This is a genomic window from Shewanella sp. LZH-2 (assembly GCF_016859145.1).
Taxonomy (GTDB): Bacteria; Pseudomonadota; Gammaproteobacteria; order Enterobacterales; family Shewanellaceae; genus Shewanella; species Shewanella xiamenensis.
In genome coordinates this window covers 392,727-409,926 of sequence record NZ_CP069350.1, presented here as the reverse complement: position 1 = coordinate 409,926, position 17,200 = coordinate 392,727, and the positions used below count along the sequence as shown (strand labels likewise).

The following is a 17,200-nucleotide window of genomic DNA, read 5'->3' as shown; positions in this document are numbered from 1 at the left end:
GTTTTAGCGCACTTAAAGGCGATTGCCATAATTTTGCCACTATTGATCAGCAACTTGCCCGCAACTTCCGTGGGCAAATCTGCTTTAATACCCGCCGTAATATCGAGTTAGCCCAATAGTATGCAATGGCGACTCGCGCGTATTTCATAGGGAATGAAATCCATGTTTAACATTATTTTCTGGGTGCTCACGTTACTGAGTTTGGCGCTGTTTGGCGGCGCTATCTATTTAGTGGCGCGCGCACTCCTTAAAAAACTCAATCGTGATCAAGGAACCGATATGTCAACACAAGAGCCGTGGGCAGCAACCACTGCAAAGGGAACGGCATTAAAAAACACCACCTTATTAAAAGCCATCACCATTGGCATACTGTCGATTGTGGCCTTGCTACCGCTCGGGATCATTATGGATATGACGTCCGATCGCGAAATGCTTTACAACAGTGTGGTCGATGAAATCGGCCGCTCATGGGGCGAGCAGCAAACCCTCTCGGGCCCAGCGTTGGTAATCCCTTACAGCTATTTTGTGATGCAGGAAGAAGTCAGTAACGACGGCAAAACCCGCCACGAAGTGAAGCGCACCTATCAAGATGAGCTGGTGATTCTGCCGAAAAAGCTCACTCTCGATTTAGACCTAAAACATGATTTCCGTACCCGTGGCATTTATCAATCGCTGGTGTATAACGCGGCGCTTACGGGGCAGGCTGACTTTCGCTTAAATCGTTATGACATTCCTAACCTTATCGCCTTTGATAACAAAAATGCCCGTTTAGTCTTTGGTGTGTCATCAAACCAAGCAATTGATAAAGTAGAAAAGATTGAGGTGACAGGCGATTCAGTCTTACTCTCTGGCTCGCTGATGTCGGGCACTGGCTTGACGACTGGCGGTCTGGAGAAAGGTTTTAACCAAGGGATCCAAGTCGGCGAAGCAAGTGATTTTAGCGTGAACTTTGCCATGACACTTCGCGGCTCTCAGTCGATTAGTGCCCTGCCATTAGGCGAGCAAACCTTGTTGAATATCCATGCCGACTGGCCGCACCCAAGTTTTAAAGGCTTACTCCCAGCAGAGCGCGAAATCACTGCCAACGGATTTACCGCCAACTGGAATATCAGTCACTTAACTCGCAACTACCCGCAGGAGTTTATTAAGAGTAATCAGTCGACGCTTACCGAAGTCGTGGCCAATGCCATGTTATTTGAGCCAGTGACCCATTACGGCAAGATTGAGCGCTCAGTTAAATACGGCCTGCTGTTTATCGTACTGACTTTTATCATGTTATTTATTTTTGAACTGGGACAAAAGACCAGCCTAAGCACAGTGCAATATATGCTGGTTGGCAGCGCGATGGCCCTGTTCTACCTGCTGTTACTGTCACTCTCGGAGCACCTTGCTTTCCTACAGGCGTATCTGATTGCCGCCTGTATTCCTGTGCTGTCGGTATCAGCCTATGTGGGCAGTGCTACCGCTAGCCTTAAGCGTGGTGCAATTGTCGGCACTATGCTGGTGAGCTTGTATGCGGTGTTGTACTCAATACTGCAATTAGAAGATTACGCCCTACTGATGGGTACTGGCTTGTTATTAGTGGTTTTACTGATTTTGATGTTCGTAACCCGTCATCAACCCAAGGACACAGTGCAATAGCACCTACCGCTCCACCCTTGAAGACCCCCGACAGCGCACTTTTTGCTGTCGGGATTTTTTTATTGGCAAGACCACATGTGACATGTAGCCTATTGCGTTTACTCGGAGGCGAATATTTTGACCCATCCAGCCTATCTTCTACGTCGTTTGGCGCTTGTATGGTTACTGCTAGCAGCGATTCCAAGCCTACTGTTACTTACGCAAAATCAATTATTTCCGCTGCTCGATCTACAATCGCCCTTAGCCAGAGCCTTGTACTGGCTAACCACAACCGGCACAGCGCCCTATGGGGTTGCGACCGTTTTAGTCGTGTTGGCGCTTGCCTATTGTTATATGCCTAAAGCATTATTTATTAACTTATTTTTAGCCATCAGCCTAAGCCAAGTATTAAGCCTAAGCACTAGCCATGCTCTTAAAAGCTTTTTTAAAGAGCCAAGGCCCAACCTAGTATACCTATCTGAGCAAGCACTCCCAGATGATGCACAGTTAACTCCGCAAACCTTCTATCAACTCGCAAAACCAGAACGCTCACAGGCCATTGCTGAGGCGCTGACCGAGCTGCAAACGAGAACCTCAGCGGTAAAACTGTCCCCAAAAATCCACCAACATTGGGAAGATGAAATCGGCTATTCCTTCCCGTCTGGACACACCATTTTTGCCGTAACCTTAGTGCTAACCGCCAGCTACTATCTGCTTTTAGCGGGTTTACCTCTATTCACCAGTGCGTTATTGGTTTGGGGATTATTGATGGGCCTAAGCCGTATGCTACTCGGCATGCACTGGCCGCAGGATGTGCTCTTTTCCACCCTACTGGCCGCTATCATCAGCAGCTTAAGCATATTTTTGGTCAGTAAAATGCGTCTATTCACGCAAAGGTTTGCGAAAACCTCTTCGCAATAACGCCTAGACCGACAATTCGCCATCAGACCTTTATACCAATCGTATTAAATATCTGTTCATTCAGCGGGAGTTAAACGCGCTTTAGACAAGGCGAAGGCTTGAAGGCATAGTGGTGCTCTGTCGAAAGCCTTAAACGCAGTATAAAGCACGTTCAACCCCGCCCTTCGGGAGCCTCACAGGCATCCCACTCCGGTGTTGCATTGACTTAAAAGGGAATGACCATTTCTGCGTCAATGCGCCTTGGATTGAAATGCCTGTGAGGCTCTGAACTGATTAGATATTTAATGTGATTGGTATTACACAAGATTTTTGGCAAACAGCGCTAACACTGGCAAACTAGGGGTAGAGTCCGCTACCCCTAAATTTTCCATGACTGAAACTCACCCATATAAACTCGACCAACTCGATTTAACCATTTTGCGTTTACTGCAAACCCACGGCAGGTTATCGAATCTTGAACTGGCAACGAAAGTCGGCCTGTCGCCGTCCCCTTGCTCACGCCGCGTTAAAGCCCTAGAAGAAGCGGGTTATATTGCCGATTATGTCACGCGTCTGTCAGCGGATAAATTCAACCTACATTTGACTGCGTATATCCATGTAAGGATGGAAAAACACACGCCTGCAATCCTCAACCAATTTGAAGCCAATATACTGGGCTACGAAGAAGTCCAAGAGTGCGCGCTGATCACGGGTTCTGAAGCCGACTATCAACTCAAAGTGTTAGTCCAAGATATGGCGCACTTTCGTACTTTTCTGTTAGATAAACTCACCACCAATGTGCATATCGCAGGTGTGCATTCCAGCTTCGTGTTGAAAAAGGTCAAGGAGCACACGGCCATCCCCTTAAGCCATATCACCATTGAACCCTAAGTGCAGTAAAAGTGGCGGCTTCTGCGATAGCGTGAGACCAATGCAGCTATGGTTACAGCGTAGCTCCTCCAAACTACTCACCCTGCGAAAGGTATTTTTAGCGATAAGATCACAATTTATTAGGTTTTTACCATCGCAATTAATCGCTAAAGCGAGGCAGTCAGCCACCGCCACGTGCAACATAATCGCGAACCTCACCACAAATCAAAATTTAACACCAAAATTAAAGCAAAATACGAACAACAATTGCCGATTAACATCAATTTAACGCACTAAAATTGCGTTGAACTTCTTATTTATCCGCCTAAGATACGCCTTCTTTTTACGGGAGGCACAATGCAATCGGCCAATACAAATTCGACTAACCATTTCAGCTCACGCTTAGGTTTTATTATGGCGGCAGCTGGCAGTGCCGTTGGTGTCGGCAACATTTGGGGATTCCCCACCCAAGCGGCAACCCATGGCGGCGGGGCCTTTTTGCTGGTGTACCTAGTACTGATTTTTATCCTAGGCATTCCCATGCTGATGGCCGAACTGATGATTGGTCGCCACGGACAAACCAACCCCGCCGATGCCATGGGTAAACTCGGTTGCAACTCGCTCACCCGTAATTTAGGCAAGACAATAGGGTTGATTTCTATCGTAACAGCAGGGTTGATCTACACCTTCTACAGCATTCTTTCTGGCTGGTTTGTGAGCTACGCTATCGCCCCAATTGCCACGGCTATGGGCTCGCACGATACCGCTGCTTGGCTAATGGATTTCTCGCTGTCGCGCAATCTGGTATTCACGCTAATTTTTAGCGCGCTGGTATTTTTGGTATTGCTGCAGGGCGTACAAGAAGGTATCGAAAAATGGTCTAAACGCTTAATGCCGCTATTGTTGATCATGCTGATCGCGGGAGTGGCCTATATCTTCACCCTCAATGGCGCGAGTGAAGGTATTACCGCACTATTAACGCCTAACGTTGCCAAGGCTATCGCGCCAGATACCTTGATCAACGCACTCGGACAGACCTTTTTCTCACTCACCATAGGCACTGGTGCCATGATGGTTTATGGCAGCTATTTGAGCCAAAAAGAGAATATTGCCAAATTAACCATCTGGGTTGCCTTTACCGATAGCGGCATCGCCTTTCTCGCCGCCTTTTTAATCATCCCAGCCATGTATGTAGCCCAGCATAATGGCGTGCAGATTTTTAGCGCTGAAGGCAAGTTAATCGATTCGGATGCATTGGTGTTTACTGTTTTACCCGCCTTATTCTCAACCCTAGGCGACACGGCCAACCTCATTATTAGCGTGGTGTTCTTTATGCTGCTGATCATCGCCGGCCTGACATCAGCCATTTCCATCGCCGAGGTGCCGACGAGTTATGTGATGCAAAAATGCGGATTCAGCCGCCAACGTGCCACCTTGATCATCGGTCTATTGTTGACCTCATTATCCTTATTACTGGCGGTATTTTTTGAGACGCTATTTAGTTTCACTATCATGCTAACCACGCAAATGGCCCAACCGCTGGTCGCCCTCGGTATTGCGATTTACTTAGGTTGGATTTGGCGCCAAAGCCAGTTACTCAAGGCGATAAGTGGACAAGAGGGTGTCGATGCCACCGGGCTTTTCTGGCGTATTTGGCCAAGGTACGTGAAGTATATTTGCCCAGTACTAATCATCGCGATCGCGATCAGGCAATTTGTGTAACCTCTTTCCAAACGCTAACAATCCATGCTGAGTTCGGGGATTGTTAGCTCCTCATCAAAAAACTAAGCCCAACCTTTTATTCTGTTTAAATATATAATGCCAACCAACTTAAAAAACACCTAAGGTATAGCACTTTATTTTTGTATAAGTATAATCAGCCCCCAATGGGAGCAATTGAAATTGATTTCCTTTAAACGTTGCAGATTAATTTTGCAATAGACTTTCATATAAAATGGATTTTATTATGCTAGCGTGGCTCATCTTGATATTAATAACGATTGTTCCAGTAAAAATTGGAGCTGAGTTATTTGAAGCAGAAAACAAAAGTATTATACATTGTGGTTTAGCCGTTACGATTGGAACAATACTAGCATTCACAATAGTTATTGCTATCAAAGGATTGCTTGGGCTAATTGTGACATACATTGCAATATCAGTAGTTTACAGCAAAATCTTTCAACTATCCTTTGGTAAAGGTTTAACTTTTACATTAGTAGTATTTGTAATTCAATTAGGAATAGTACACGGTTTAACTGATTTTGGCCTCCACCTTATTTCTCCATATATTAGCACCTCAACATAACGAAAAATCAGCACTATAAAATATAATCTACAAATAATGGCCCTAGTAGTGAGTAACTTAATTGCAGCTCGTCTCGCAACGACTGTATAGCCATATTAGTAAAATAGTCAAAGTAATGATAAGCGATTTTTCAATCAATAACGTTGAACTACTGAGGGAAGGCTGGATTGACGCGAAAGGGAATGTAAGCAGCCTTAAGAGATAAAGGCTGCTTTTGAAGGCGGACAGATTACTGCTCGATACCCACGATTAACCAAGGCGCGTTGGCTTGTGTAAGGTTACGCTCTAAATGCCAGATTTCCTTAATGTCTTCTTCGACACCTTCAACCGTATCACGGTAGCGGCCGCTAAACTTAACACTCACTTCCGCCAGATTAGCATTGTGTGTCGCGCGGACCAGTTCAGCATCTAAAAACATCACTTCTGTATGCTGTTCACCAACGAGCTCACGGCGTTGGTTGCTGAGTTCATTAAAAAGCTCAATCGAAACATACTCTTGAATTTTGCTTAAGTCGTTTTCGTTCCATGCTACTTGCAGGGTTTTGTAATGACTACGCGCGCCTTCTAAAAAGCTAGGTAAATCAAACCCCACAGGCAAATGGAAAGGCACTGTGCTCGCCGCTTGAGCAAAACCATTGCTGCCATTGTTTGCACTGCTAGCAAAACCGGTTTGTTCCGCTTGCTGGCGTTGCAGATTCGGATTAGGTTGACCCGCACCTGCGTAGGCAGGTCTTGGCTGGGCACTGGCTTTTGAAGCCATCAGAGTACGGACAATTTTAAACAGCACGAATGCCAACAGCGCGATAATCAAAATATCCATAAATTGAATATTTTCAAAACCTTCGCCCATAAATAGCGCAGCCAATAAGCCACCCGCTAATAAACCGCCTAACATGCCGCCCATCATACCTTTCTTGCCCGCAGCAGGTGCTGGCGCAGCGGTAGGCGGGGTTGTGGGAGTATTAGTTGCCGCAGGCTGAGCCGGCGCTGTTTGATGACTTTTGCCAATAGACTTATTACTGCCGAATTTTTTTGCTTCTGCGACGGGAGTAGCAGCCAAGCTAACCGCAAAAATCATCGCCAGCATAATAAATAACTTTTTCATTTATAAGATCTTTGTATGTATAACCAGAGGTGCAGGCATCATAGCGGGATGACATTATATGTCAACTATCAAAAGAGGGGTCTAGGCTTACAAACTTCGTTTGTTCTTCTAAATCAAAATCAAAGTCGTGGGGCTTCGTCCCTAATTGTTCAACATGACTCGACTAAGAATGCTACAAAAGACACGTCAGTTCTGACTATGTAATGTGAGAAATGATTAAGCACTGTCATTCCAGTGACACGCAGCAAGCACATCCCTGTGTGCTCGACCGTGACATCCCTGTCACGAACGGTCACTTACATGCCAGTGCTTAATCCCATTAACTTCCGTGTATCCTGATAGCCAGAACTCCGAAATCCGAAGCCAAGATCTAAGTACCATCTAAGCAGATATAGCTTTGGAAGAGTCATTAACACAGTCGCCATAGTGAAAAAAATGCATGTTCTATCTTTTAGAGTTATGCATGCCCCATCTTTTATTTATCTTTTCCCCATATAAAAAGTATACTATGTTCTTGTTTTTAAATAGGTGGCCTGATTTATTCTAATAGCATAAGTAACATTTTACTCTTTGATGAGAATTAATAATGATTAATAGTGAAGTTAATAGTTTTTTAGATGATGCTGAAATTGAAGATTGGTTTGAGTTAGAAGATGATGTGGTGCCTCCACAAAAACTAACAGATGATGAGCTTTCTCAAAAATATGCTGATATGCAGATTAGAATTGTGAGGTCTACACTGGACTTTACTCTTCACACTCTGAATGCATCTATTGCTGATAAAACATATATAAATATGGCTCCAGAGTATCAGCGTCGGGCGAGATGGGATCGCAAGAAGAAGTCGCTTCTGATTGAATCATTTCTTATGAATGTACCGATACCACCATTGTTTCTTTTTGAAAATGATTACAACCAATATGAGATAATGGATGGTAGACAGCGTATGGAGGCCATTTCAGACTTTTTGGCTAATAGGTTTGCCTTAACTGGTTTGGAATTTTGGCCTGAATTACGAGGGAAAAGGTTTAATGATTTACCTAGCCTTATACAGCGGGGGCTGCTTCGGAGAACTATAAGTGCGGTTGTATTATTAGCAGAAACGGCCAGAACCGATGTTGATTTTGATATACGTATGATTCTATTTCGTCGATTAAATACTGGCGGTGTAAAGTTAAATCCTCAAGAGTTACGTAATGCGCTTTATCCTGGGCCTTTTAATCAGGCTATACATGAACTTTCAAGATGTGATGACTTTACTGCTATTTGGGATATACCTAGAAAATCAGATAATGAAGATGAAAATCCATCTCAAATATTATTAAAGAATGCTCTCTATAGATCTATGATGGATTGTGAGTTAGTGCTCCGATACTTTGCAATAAAAGATGCTGTAAATGATATATCTCGAGGGGCATTACGTGAAATATTGAACAAGACATTAGCAAGATATAATAAAGCTAGTGACGTTGAAATCGAACAATTAAAAAATGACTTCAAGTTAACTCTTGTAAGGTTAAGATCTGCGTTGGGGGATGATTTCCATAGGCTTTCTAAAGGAGGTCAACCTAGTAGACCTCTATATGATGCTTTGATGGTAGCAACATCAGAATTAGAAGCTCAAGATCTTAGTTCTAATTCAGCTGAAATTAGATTGCGATTGAGTTCTTCATTAGAAACTCCTAACGAGTATGAAATATTGGTTGGTAGAGGAAATACACTAGAATCCATCAAGAATCGAGTTGAACTTGCTAAGAAGATTATAAGGGGATATTGATGGACCCTATTGTTAAAGAGTTCGAAGATGATTTAAATAAAATACTCATTCAAGTTGAGTTACTTGAAATGCTTGGAGAGTTTATAGGTCATGATACATCTCTTCTCGAGGATGACTCCAGCCATTTTTTAACATCAGCTATCGAGCTGCTTACAAAAATAAAGGAAAGTCATACTAATCTGCCAATTGCGCGAGGTACGCTTATCCTTTATACGTGCGGTCGTTTTGAATCAATGGTACGGACTATGTTTGAAGATCTTTGTCAAAGGTTAGTTGCCGCTGCAAAAGTCTATCAAAGGCTTCCTTCAAAAATGCAGGAAAATCTTCCTTTATTTACAGCAAGAGTCATATCTGAACCAAGAAAATACGGGCATGCTGAAGGCGGGGTGCGTACATTTGTGTCTACATTAGCTCAAAATTTACAACCAAATGCCAATATTGATACCGTGAATTATCAATGTCTTTCTATTACCGATTCAAATATGAGGGCAGATGTACTCTCAGATTTATTTGGCAGAGTTGGTGCTAATGAAATATGGAAGCTGATTGCTCAGCAGGCATCTATAAAAACACATTTCAAAGATAATGATGTAAGTGCTGTAGAATCGAAATCTAAAAGAAAACTGAATGATTTAATGGATTTAAGAAACAAGATTGCACATCCATCAGGTAGTATTGATTGGCCATCACAAGATAGTATAAAAGATAATCTTAATTACTTGAAAATATTAGCAAAAGTTCTCGGGGAGTTAATGGGTATATATGAAACTACTCTATGTAAACCAGCATGATGGGCAATTTAAGCGAGATACCCATTGTTAAACTCTTGAAATGCCCTATTTGTAAATAACAGACTATCAGACATACCAAGGGCTTAACTAGATTAAGCACTGTCATGGAAGTGACCGTTGGCGGCATGGATGCCGCCGTCGAGCCTATAGGGACATATTCACGGCGTGTCACTGAAATGATAGTGCTTAATCAATATACCCAGCACTAAAGAACGGCACTGTCTCTATAAAAAATCCCCGTATTACGGGGATTTACACACAACCAAATACGACTAAAACTCACCGATTAAACACACTTCTCATCCGATTTATCATCGGAAGAAAGAGCTCGGCTAATACTGCCGAAGATAGCGGTTAAAATCCCAATGCCCACATCCATCTGCCGGGCATTGCTATCATCACCGCTAGCCTCACGTTGACTCTGATTGCCAGCTGTACCTCGCACAAAATCACAACTGGTATTGCTCATATTGCTGGAGGCACAACCACTTAAGATCAGAATCAAACCGCCAATCAATAAACGTGAACTCACTGAGCGCAAACTCACTCTGCGTAACATCCTTATACGCGAAACTGACATATTAGTTCAGCACCTCTTCTAGGGCGCGCAAACAGAGCGCGACATTCTCACGACGGGCACCAAAGCCCATTAAACCGATACGCCAAGCTTTACCCGCTAGAGCACCAAGACCGGCACCGATTTCAAGGTTGTAATCCTTAAGTAGACGCGCGCGCACGGCGGCATCGTCAACGCCTTCAGGGATATAAATGGCATTAAGCTGCGGCAAGCGTGACGCTTCGGCGACCACAAATTTCAGGCCGAGTTTTTCAAGCCCAGCGCGCAGCACTAAATGCATATCTTTGTGGCGTTGCCAAGCCTGTTCTAAACCTTCTTCGGCCAATAAACGCAGCGACTCGTGCAAGGCATAAAGCGCATTAACGGGCGCGGTATGGTGATAACTGCGCTTGCCACCAGCGCTGGTCCAATAGGCCATCACCAGACTTTGATCGAGGAACCAGCTCTGCACCGGCGTTTTACGGTTTTTAAGCTTTTCTACCGCAGCAGGCGAGAAAGACACGGGCGATAACCCCGGCACGCAGGAGAGACATTTCTGGCTGCCAGAATAAATGGCATCGATTCCCCATTCATCAACCCTTAACTCCACGCCACCAAGGGAAGTCACCGCATCGACAATGGATAAACAGCCGTATTGTTTTGCCAGCGCGCACAGGGTTTTAGCATCACTCAATGCGCCTGTTGAGGTTTCGGCGTGCACAAAGGCAAGGAATTTAGCATCGGGGTTGGCCTTAAGCGCCGCTTCAACGGCAGCAGGATCGACCGGCGTGCCCCATTCGTTATCCACAACCACGGCAATCGCACCGACGCGCTCGACGTTTTGGCGCATACGCTCACCAAACACGCCATTGCGGCACACAATCACCTTTTCGCCTGGTTCGACTAAGTTAACAAAGCAGGTTTCCATGCCTGCACTGCCGGGTGCCGACACAGCCATCGTCATTTCATTTTTGGTTTGAAACGCATATTGGATCAGGCTCTTAAGCTCATCCATCATGCCAACAAACAATGGGTCTAGGTGACCAACGGTCGGTCTTGCCTGCGCGGCCAATACTTCAGGATAAACATCCGATGGACCTGGCCCCATCAAAATGCGGCGAGGCGGATTAAAGGCAGAAAAATGCGGTGCAGGTAACATCATGTCTCCTTAATGCGTAGGGTCGAGGTCTGATTACTAGAGCATTCACTCTTGATTTGTTAAACCAAACTACCACAAAAAGGGGCGCCTGTGCGCCCCTCCTTTAGCCTAAGTTGTAACCTAAAGCTAAGTGATTACAAAGGCAGGTTCTTTTTTCCTTTTCCGGCATTCAAAAACAGTTGATAAGCAGGGCTTTGGGTCTCTTCTTGATAGACAAATCCCAGCTCAGTTAAAAACTGCTGAAACGGCAAGGCATCGCCCTCGGGGACTTCAAAACCTGCCAGCACTCGGCCAAAGGCCGCGCCGTGATTACGGTAATGGAATAAACTGATATTCCACTTGCTCTGCAAGGTAGTTAAAAACTTCAGCAGCGCCCCCGGATGCTCAGGAAACTCGAAGCTAAATAGGCGCTCCTCTAACGGCTCTGGTGGATGACCACCGACCATATAACGCACATGCAATTTCGCGGTTTCATCACCGGATAAGTCCTGCACCTCAAAGCCGTTATCTTCTAAGGTATTGATGATCTGCTCTAATTCGCCATGGCCTTTGGTCAGGCGAATACCCGCAAACACCACTGCCATATCGCGACTGCTAAAGCGGTAGTTAAATTCGGTCATCACCCGCTTTTCGAGCAACTCACAAAAACGCAGGAAGCTGCCGGGACGCTCGGGCACTTTAACCGCCAGCACAGCTTCTTTTTGCTCACCTAACTCGCAACGCTCCGACACATACCGCAGGCTGTGGAAGTTCACATTCGCGCCACTTAAAATCGCCGCGACTTTTTCACCCTTACCACTCTCGCCTGCGGCATTGGTACTGACATATTTTTTAAGCCCAGCAAGGGATAAAGCGCCCGCAGGTTCGGCAATGGCGCGGGTATCCTCAAAAATATCTTTAACGGCGGCGCAGATTTCATCGGACGTGACCGTCACTACTTCATCCACAAACAGCTTGGCTAAGCGGAATGGCTCAGTGCCGATACGTTTAACCGCAACACCATCGGCAAACAAGCCAACTTGCGCCAGCGTGACAGGCTCGCCCGCCTCCATCGCCGCTTTTAAGCAGGCCGCATCTTCAGGTTCAACCCCAACGATTTTGACCTGTGGCATCACCGCCTTGTAATAAGCAGCAATCCCGGCAATTAAGCCACCACCGCCCACGGGCACAAATACCACTTCGAGGTCGCGCTGCTGTTGCAACATTTCTTGGGCGATTGTGCCTTGGCCTGCGATAACGGCTTCGTCATCGAAGGGGGCGATATACACTCGACCTTCCTGCTCGGCCATCTCCATTGCAAAACCATTGGCTTGATCGAAAGCTTGGCCGTACAACACCACATTGCCGCCCAAGCGGCGCACCGCATCGACTTTAATATCCGGCGTAGTTTCGGGCATCACAATCACCGCATCCACACCACGACTGGCCGCCGACATGGCCACACCTTGAGCATGGTTGCCCGCCGAGGCGCACACCACGCCGCGTTGACATTCGGCTTGGGTTAACTGGGCGATGCGGTTATAGGCGCCGCGCAGCTTGAAGGAATGCACTGGCTGCATATCCTCACGCTTTAAAAACACTTGGCAGCCTAAACGCGCCGAGAGTTTATTCAGGCTCGAGAGTGGTGTCACTTTCGCAACGTCATAAACCGACGACAGCAGGATTTTTTGCAGGTAGCTTTGCGCAAGCTGACTCTTTTCTAAGGCAGAAGTGGCCGGCTTCGACTGAGAGGCCTGCACCTCAGCCTGCTCCGTTTGCGACGATGCGAGAGATAACATATCAGTCCTCCAACTTACTGCGATCGCGCACCGCGCCCTTATCGGCACTGGTGGCAAGCATGGCGTAGGCTTTGAGCGCCATCGACACATAACGCTGACGTGAAAGCGGTTTCCACGCCATTGGCCCACGGGCGAGCATGGTTTCACGGCGCGCCGCTAACTCGGCATCACTTACCGCAAGCTTGATACTGCGCTTAGGAATATCGATTTCGATGCGATCGCCGTTTTCAATCAAGGCAATCGTGCCGCCCGCCGCCGCCTCAGGCGACACATGGCCGATGGATAAGCCGGATGTCCCACCAGAGAAACGTCCGTCGGTAATTAGCGCGCAAGCCTTGCCTAAGCCGCGGGATTTTAAGTAACTGGTGGGGTACAACATTTCTTGCATGCCTGGGCCGCCTTTTGGCCCTTCGTAACGAATCACCACCACATCACCCGCCACCACTTCGCCACCTAAAATGCCAGCGACTGCATCATCTTGGCTTTCGTACACCCGAGCTGAGCCAACAAAGGTCAGATTCGATTCATCCACACCCGCCGTTTTAACAATACAGCCGTTTTCAGCTAAATTGCCCGACAATACGGCCAGCCCACCTTCTTGGCTAAAGGCAAACTCGCGGCTACGGATACAACCTTCACGCCTGTCATCGTCTAGTGATGGCCAGCGGCAGTCTTGGCTAAACGCTTTAGTGGTGGGAATGCCAGCAGGTCCCGCCATAAAGAATTGTTTTACGTCGTCATCTTGGGTTTGCATGACATCGTACTTGGCGAGCACCGACTTGAGATTGCCGCCCGCATCGGCAGCAACGTGTGGCACATCGGTATGCAGCAGTCCGGCGCGGTCTAGCTCGCCTAAGATCCCCATCACGCCACCGGCGCGGTGCACATCTTCCATATGGTATTTAGCGGTCGACGGCGCCACTTTACAAAGGTGCGGCACTTGGCGCGACATACGGTCGATATCGTCCATAGTGAATGCCACATCCGCCTCCTGCGCCGCAGCCAATAAGTGCAACACAGTATTAGAGGAGCCGCCCATGGCGATATCCAGCGCCATGGCGTTTTCAAAGGCTTTAAAGCTGGCGATATTGCGCGGCAGTGCCGAGGCATCATCTTGTTCGTAGTAACGTTTGGTTAGCGCCATCACACGGCGGCCCGCTTCTAAAAACAGTTCGCGTCGGTCGCTATGGGTTGCGAGCATGGAGCCATTGCCCGGCAGCGACAGACCTAACGCTTCAGTCAAACAATTCATCGAGTTAGCGGTAAACATGCCCGAGCAAGAACCACATGTAGGGCAAGCACTGCGCTCGATCTTGGCACTATCTTCATCGCTCACACTTGAGTCGGCCGCGGCCACCATGGCATCGACTAAGTCGAGCTTAATAAGCTTGTCCGACAGCTTAGTTTTACCCGCTTCCATCGGCCCGCCCGACACAAATACCACAGGGATATTGAGGCGCAGCGCCGCCATCAACATGCCGGGGGTGATTTTGTCGCAGTTAGAGATACAAACCAGCGCATCGGCGCAGTGGGCATTGACCATATACTCGACGCTATCGGCGATAAGCTCCCGCGAAGGCAGACTGTAGAGCATGCCACCGTGGCCCATGGCGATACCATCATCGACGGCGATGGTATTGAATTCCTTGGCAATACCGCCCGCTTCCTCGATGGCACTGGCCACCAGAGAGCCCATATCTTTTAAGTGCACATGGCCGGGGACAAACTGAGTAAAGGAGTTGGCAATCGCAATAATCGGCTTACCAAAATCATTGTCTTTCACCCCGGTGGCGCGCCATAGCGCACGGGCACCCGCCATATTGCGGCCTTCAGTACTGGTAGCAGATCGTAACTTTGGCATTAACTCTATCCTTTATCTCAAATCGAAAATCGTGCCCTTGGGGCGTTGCTACGGAGCCGATGCGCCGCAGCCACTGGATGCTTATGCGTGTACTTTTTGTTGTTGCAAGTTTAGCGGTAACAAGACCTTGCATTGAGTGACATCAATCAATTTATTCAATTGATTGCTGAGCAGCTCGATGGCTCGCTCGCTGTCCACTTCCATATCTAGCGACAGACTCGCATCGTCGTTCATCCGCATTTGCATTTGGGTGACCGTAAAACCACGGTGACGAGTCACCCGTAGTACACGTTCTATCACTTCTGGGCGTTGTTGAACCGTTAATTCTAGGGAGTGGATCATGTTTGTTTCTCCATTTCGTCCATCATATCGCTGTTTGATGCGCCGGGGGGCACCAGTGGCCAAACGTTAAAAGCATCGTCGATTGCTACGTGTAACAAATAAGGTCCCTTAGCTGCTAACATTTCGGTTAAGGCCTCTTCCACTTCGTCGGAAGAGAAAATTGTGCGGCCGGGAATGTCGAAGGCCGAGGCGAGTAGCACAAAATCAGGGTTGTCAGACAAATCGGTTTCGCTGTAGCGCTCTTCAAAAAACAGCTGCTGCCACTGCTTCACCATCCCCAGCTTTTGGTTATCAATCAGCAGGATCTTCACCGGTAATTTGCGGCGCTTGATGGTGGTCAGCTCCTGTACGTTCATCATAAAAGAGCCATCGCCAGACACTGTGACCACAGTTGCATCAGGGCGGGCCACTTGAGCACCGATAGCGGCAGGTAAACCAAAGCCCATAGTGCCTAAGCCCGCGCTGGATAAATGATCTTCAGGGCGACGGAACCACATATGCTGGGCGACCCACATTTGATGTTGGCCCACATCGCAGCACACTACGCTGTCTTCGGGCAGTTTATTAGCAAGACGGCGCAGCATAGCGGGGGCATAGATTAAGCTACCGGGATGTTGATAATCCCATTGATGTTTACGGGCAAGATGTTCAACCTCTGCTTGCCAAGGCGTGATATTCAGTGCCATAGCTAAAGCAGGGAAAATCTGGCGTAAATCACCGGCGATGGCCACATCGGGCTGGCGCAGTTTGCCCAGCTCGGCGGCGTCTATATCTAAATGGATGACTTTGGCCTTGTTGGCAAAGGTCGCTAAACGACCGGTAACCCTGTCATCGAAGCGCGCGCCAGCAACCACTAATAAATCGCAATCCTGCACCGCGAGGTTGGCCGCCTTACCGCCGTGCATACCTAACATGCCTAAATAACCGGGCGTACCATGGGCGATGCTGCCCAAACCTTTTAACGTCGCGACCGATGGCATACCCGTGGCTTTGATAAAATCCCGCAACTGATCGACCGCCCCCGCCATCCCCACACCGCCGCCCACGTACAGCATAGGTTGCTTTGCTTGCGCCAACAGCGCACGGGCAGCATCGATATCGCTCATCTCAGCTTGGGGTTCATTGGTCACGGCCAGTAACGGTGTGCGGTATTCAAGGTGAGCGATTTGGATATCCTTAGGGATATCCACTAGCACTGGGCCGGGTCGACCCGATGCGGCGATTTCAAAAGCTTGGTACAAGGTTGGGATAAGATCGTTGACATCCGTCACCATAAAACTGTGCTTGGTACAGCTTAAGGACATCCCCAACACATCAATCTCTTGAAACGCATCTGTGCCAATCACAGCGGTTGAAACCTGACCTGTGATAGCGACAACAGGCACTGAATCCAATAGCGCATCGGCAAGCGAAGTAATTAAGTTAGTGGCGCCAGGGCCAGAGGTGGCAAAGCACACGCCGGTTTTACCACTGGCTCTGGCGTAACCTACGGCGGCAAAGGCTGCGCCTTGTTCGTGGCGGCTTAAGAGATGTTCGACAGGGCTTCCATAGAGGGCATCGTAGATTGGCATAATGGCACCACCTGGGTAACCAAATACTGTGGTAACACCATGTGCTGCCAACACTTTTATAACCGCGTCTGCGCCTCTTATCATCTGCCCTGGTTCCATATTTTCTCTCGCTACCTTAATTCTGAATTGTCGAAAATCGACTCGTAATCTGTGCTGGTTCGAAATGTAAGTCCCAAAACCTGGGGCCTGAAAACGAAGAACCCCCCGGTCCTTTCGGAGCGGGGGGTTCTTTCGAAACTTTTAACCTTTTAGGTCTACCAGTTTGCCATGCGCCGCCCCCGCTGTGATTTAATAATCACGACGGTAATAATCACGAGAATGAGCTTGGCAGCTTGGTTAAACATCAATATGGATTCCTAATCGGTATTCTATATGAGTATCGCGTTAATTCTTGCGTCCCTGACTGAGACGGCTTACGGCAGGAGGCTTACCCCGCCGCGAGCTATTAGCTTTACCATAAAGCGACAGCCAAACACAATAAAAAATTTTCTAATGTCAAAAAAATTCAGCTTCCCTGCCGAGACAATGCAAAACAACAAAGTAAAACGTTAACAAAATCGCGTTA

Annotated in this window: 14 protein-coding genes; 7 read left to right on the top strand and 7 right to left on the bottom strand. The window is 47.4% G+C overall.

From position 1 onward, the window contains the following. The first annotated feature begins 162 nt into the window (after positions 1-162). The 5 genes from creD (at position 163) to JM642_RS01965 (ending at position 5,695) form a co-directional block, all read left to right on the top strand. Positions 163-1,641: a cell envelope integrity protein CreD gene (creD, locus tag JM642_RS01985; RefSeq protein ID WP_203432588.1), complete on the top strand. Its 1,479-nt coding sequence runs from the start codon at positions 163-165 to the stop codon at positions 1,639-1,641. A gap of 117 nt (positions 1,642-1,758) precedes the next feature. Continuing rightward, positions 1,759-2,541, top strand: a complete 783-nt coding sequence (locus JM642_RS01980) for a phosphatase PAP2 family protein (protein ID WP_037427709.1) — start codon at positions 1,759-1,761, stop codon at positions 2,539-2,541. 369 nt (positions 2,542-2,910) lie between these two features. Next, positions 2,911-3,411, top strand: coding sequence for an Lrp/AsnC family transcriptional regulator (locus JM642_RS01975; RefSeq protein ID WP_037427707.1), 501 nt, complete (start codon positions 2,911-2,913; stop codon positions 3,409-3,411). A gap of 336 nt (positions 3,412-3,747) precedes the next feature. Further along, the gene (locus JM642_RS01970) at positions 3,748-5,112 is read left to right on the top strand and encodes a sodium-dependent transporter (RefSeq protein ID WP_203432587.1); all 1,365 of its coding nucleotides are present in this window, start codon (positions 3,748-3,750) and stop codon (positions 5,110-5,112) included. 244 nt (positions 5,113-5,356) lie between these two features. Then, positions 5,357-5,695 carry a hypothetical protein gene (locus JM642_RS01965; protein WP_203432586.1) on the top strand — a complete coding sequence of 113 codons (339 nt, stop codon included), beginning with the start codon at positions 5,357-5,359 and terminating at the stop codon, positions 5,693-5,695. A 229-nt stretch (positions 5,696-5,924) separates the two neighbouring features. On the opposite strand, the gene JM642_RS01960 is transcribed toward JM642_RS01965, so the two are convergent. Beyond that, positions 5,925-6,800 (bottom strand): Tim44-like domain-containing protein, encoded by an 876-nt coding sequence (locus JM642_RS01960; protein ID WP_203432585.1) that lies wholly within the window; start codon positions 6,798-6,800, stop codon positions 5,925-5,927. 586 nt (positions 6,801-7,386) lie between these two features. On the opposite strand from JM642_RS01960, the gene JM642_RS01955 reads away from it, so the two are divergent. Both JM642_RS01955 and JM642_RS01950 read left to right on the top strand, forming a co-directional pair. Next, the gene (locus JM642_RS01955; RefSeq protein ID WP_203432584.1) at positions 7,387-8,577 is read left to right on the top strand and encodes a DUF262 domain-containing protein; all 1,191 of its coding nucleotides are present in this window, start codon (positions 7,387-7,389) and stop codon (positions 8,575-8,577) included. Further along, a complete protein-coding gene (locus tag JM642_RS01950) occupies positions 8,577-9,368 on the top strand; it encodes a HEPN domain-containing protein (protein ID WP_203432583.1) in 792 nt (263 codons plus the stop codon). The genes JM642_RS01955 and JM642_RS01950 overlap by 1 nt, the downstream gene beginning before the upstream one ends. Before the next feature lie 286 nt (positions 9,369-9,654). Here JM642_RS01950 and JM642_RS01945 read toward each other — a convergent pair whose 3' ends face one another. From JM642_RS01945 to ilvG, 6 genes are all read right to left on the bottom strand, one after another. Further along, a complete protein-coding gene (locus JM642_RS01945; protein ID WP_239000481.1) occupies positions 9,655-9,915 on the bottom strand; it encodes a hypothetical protein in 261 nt (86 codons plus the stop codon). A 34-nt stretch (positions 9,916-9,949) separates the two neighbouring features. Next, the gene (locus tag JM642_RS01940; RefSeq protein WP_203433705.1) at positions 9,950-11,083 is read right to left on the bottom strand and encodes an alanine--glyoxylate aminotransferase family protein; all 1,134 of its coding nucleotides are present in this window, start codon (positions 11,081-11,083) and stop codon (positions 9,950-9,952) included. A 134-nt stretch (positions 11,084-11,217) separates the two neighbouring features. Then, a complete protein-coding gene (gene ilvA / locus JM642_RS01935; RefSeq protein ID WP_239000480.1) occupies positions 11,218-12,861 on the bottom strand; it encodes a threonine ammonia-lyase, biosynthetic in 1,644 nt (547 codons plus the stop codon). Between the two features lies 1 nt (position 12,862). Next, the gene (gene ilvD / locus JM642_RS01930; protein WP_203432582.1) at positions 12,863-14,722 is read right to left on the bottom strand and encodes a dihydroxy-acid dehydratase; all 1,860 of its coding nucleotides are present in this window, start codon (positions 14,720-14,722) and stop codon (positions 12,863-12,865) included. 81 nt (positions 14,723-14,803) lie between these two features. Further along, entirely contained in the window at positions 14,804-15,064 is a 261-nt protein-coding gene (gene ilvM / locus JM642_RS01925; RefSeq protein WP_011621169.1) for an acetolactate synthase 2 small subunit, read from the bottom strand. Further along, positions 15,061-16,734: an acetolactate synthase 2 catalytic subunit gene (gene ilvG, locus JM642_RS01920; RefSeq protein WP_203432581.1), complete on the bottom strand. Its 1,674-nt coding sequence runs from the start codon at positions 16,732-16,734 to the stop codon at positions 15,061-15,063. The genes ilvM and ilvG overlap by 4 nt, the downstream gene beginning before the upstream one ends. Between the last annotated feature and the right edge of the window lie 466 nt (positions 16,735-17,200).

What these genes read in the sequence shown, in the direction of transcription:
- creD (WP_203432588.1), top strand. Translation starts at nt 163, where the DNA reads ATGTTTAACATTATTTTCTGGGTGCTCACGTTACTGAGTTTGGCGCTG.
- JM642_RS01975 (WP_037427707.1), top strand. Translation starts at nt 2,911, where the DNA reads ATGACTGAAACTCACCCATATAAACTCGACCAACTCGATTTAACCATT.
- JM642_RS01970 (WP_203432587.1), top strand. Translation starts at nt 3,748, where the DNA reads ATGCAATCGGCCAATACAAATTCGACTAACCATTTCAGCTCACGCTTA.
- JM642_RS01965 (WP_203432586.1), top strand. Translation starts at nt 5,357, where the DNA reads ATGCTAGCGTGGCTCATCTTGATATTAATAACGATTGTTCCAGTAAAA.
- JM642_RS01960 (WP_203432585.1), bottom strand. Translation starts at nt 6,800, where the DNA reads ATGAAAAAGTTATTTATTATGCTGGCGATGATTTTTGCGGTTAGCTTG.
- JM642_RS01955 (WP_203432584.1), top strand. Translation starts at nt 7,387, where the DNA reads ATGATTAATAGTGAAGTTAATAGTTTTTTAGATGATGCTGAAATTGAA.
- JM642_RS01950 (WP_203432583.1), top strand. Translation starts at nt 8,577, where the DNA reads ATGGACCCTATTGTTAAAGAGTTCGAAGATGATTTAAATAAAATACTC.
- JM642_RS01940 (WP_203433705.1), bottom strand. Translation starts at nt 11,083, where the DNA reads ATGTTACCTGCACCGCATTTTTCTGCCTTTAATCCGCCTCGCCGCATT.
- ilvA (WP_239000480.1), bottom strand. Translation starts at nt 12,861, where the DNA reads ATGTTATCTCTCGCATCGTCGCAAACGGAGCAGGCTGAGGTGCAGGCC.
- ilvD (WP_203432582.1), bottom strand. Translation starts at nt 14,722, where the DNA reads ATGCCAAAGTTACGATCTGCTACCAGTACTGAAGGCCGCAATATGGCG.
- ilvM (WP_011621169.1), bottom strand. Translation starts at nt 15,064, where the DNA reads ATGATCCACTCCCTAGAATTAACGGTTCAACAACGCCCAGAAGTGATA.
- ilvG (WP_203432581.1), bottom strand. Translation starts at nt 16,734, where the DNA reads ATGGAACCAGGGCAGATGATAAGAGGCGCAGACGCGGTTATAAAAGTG.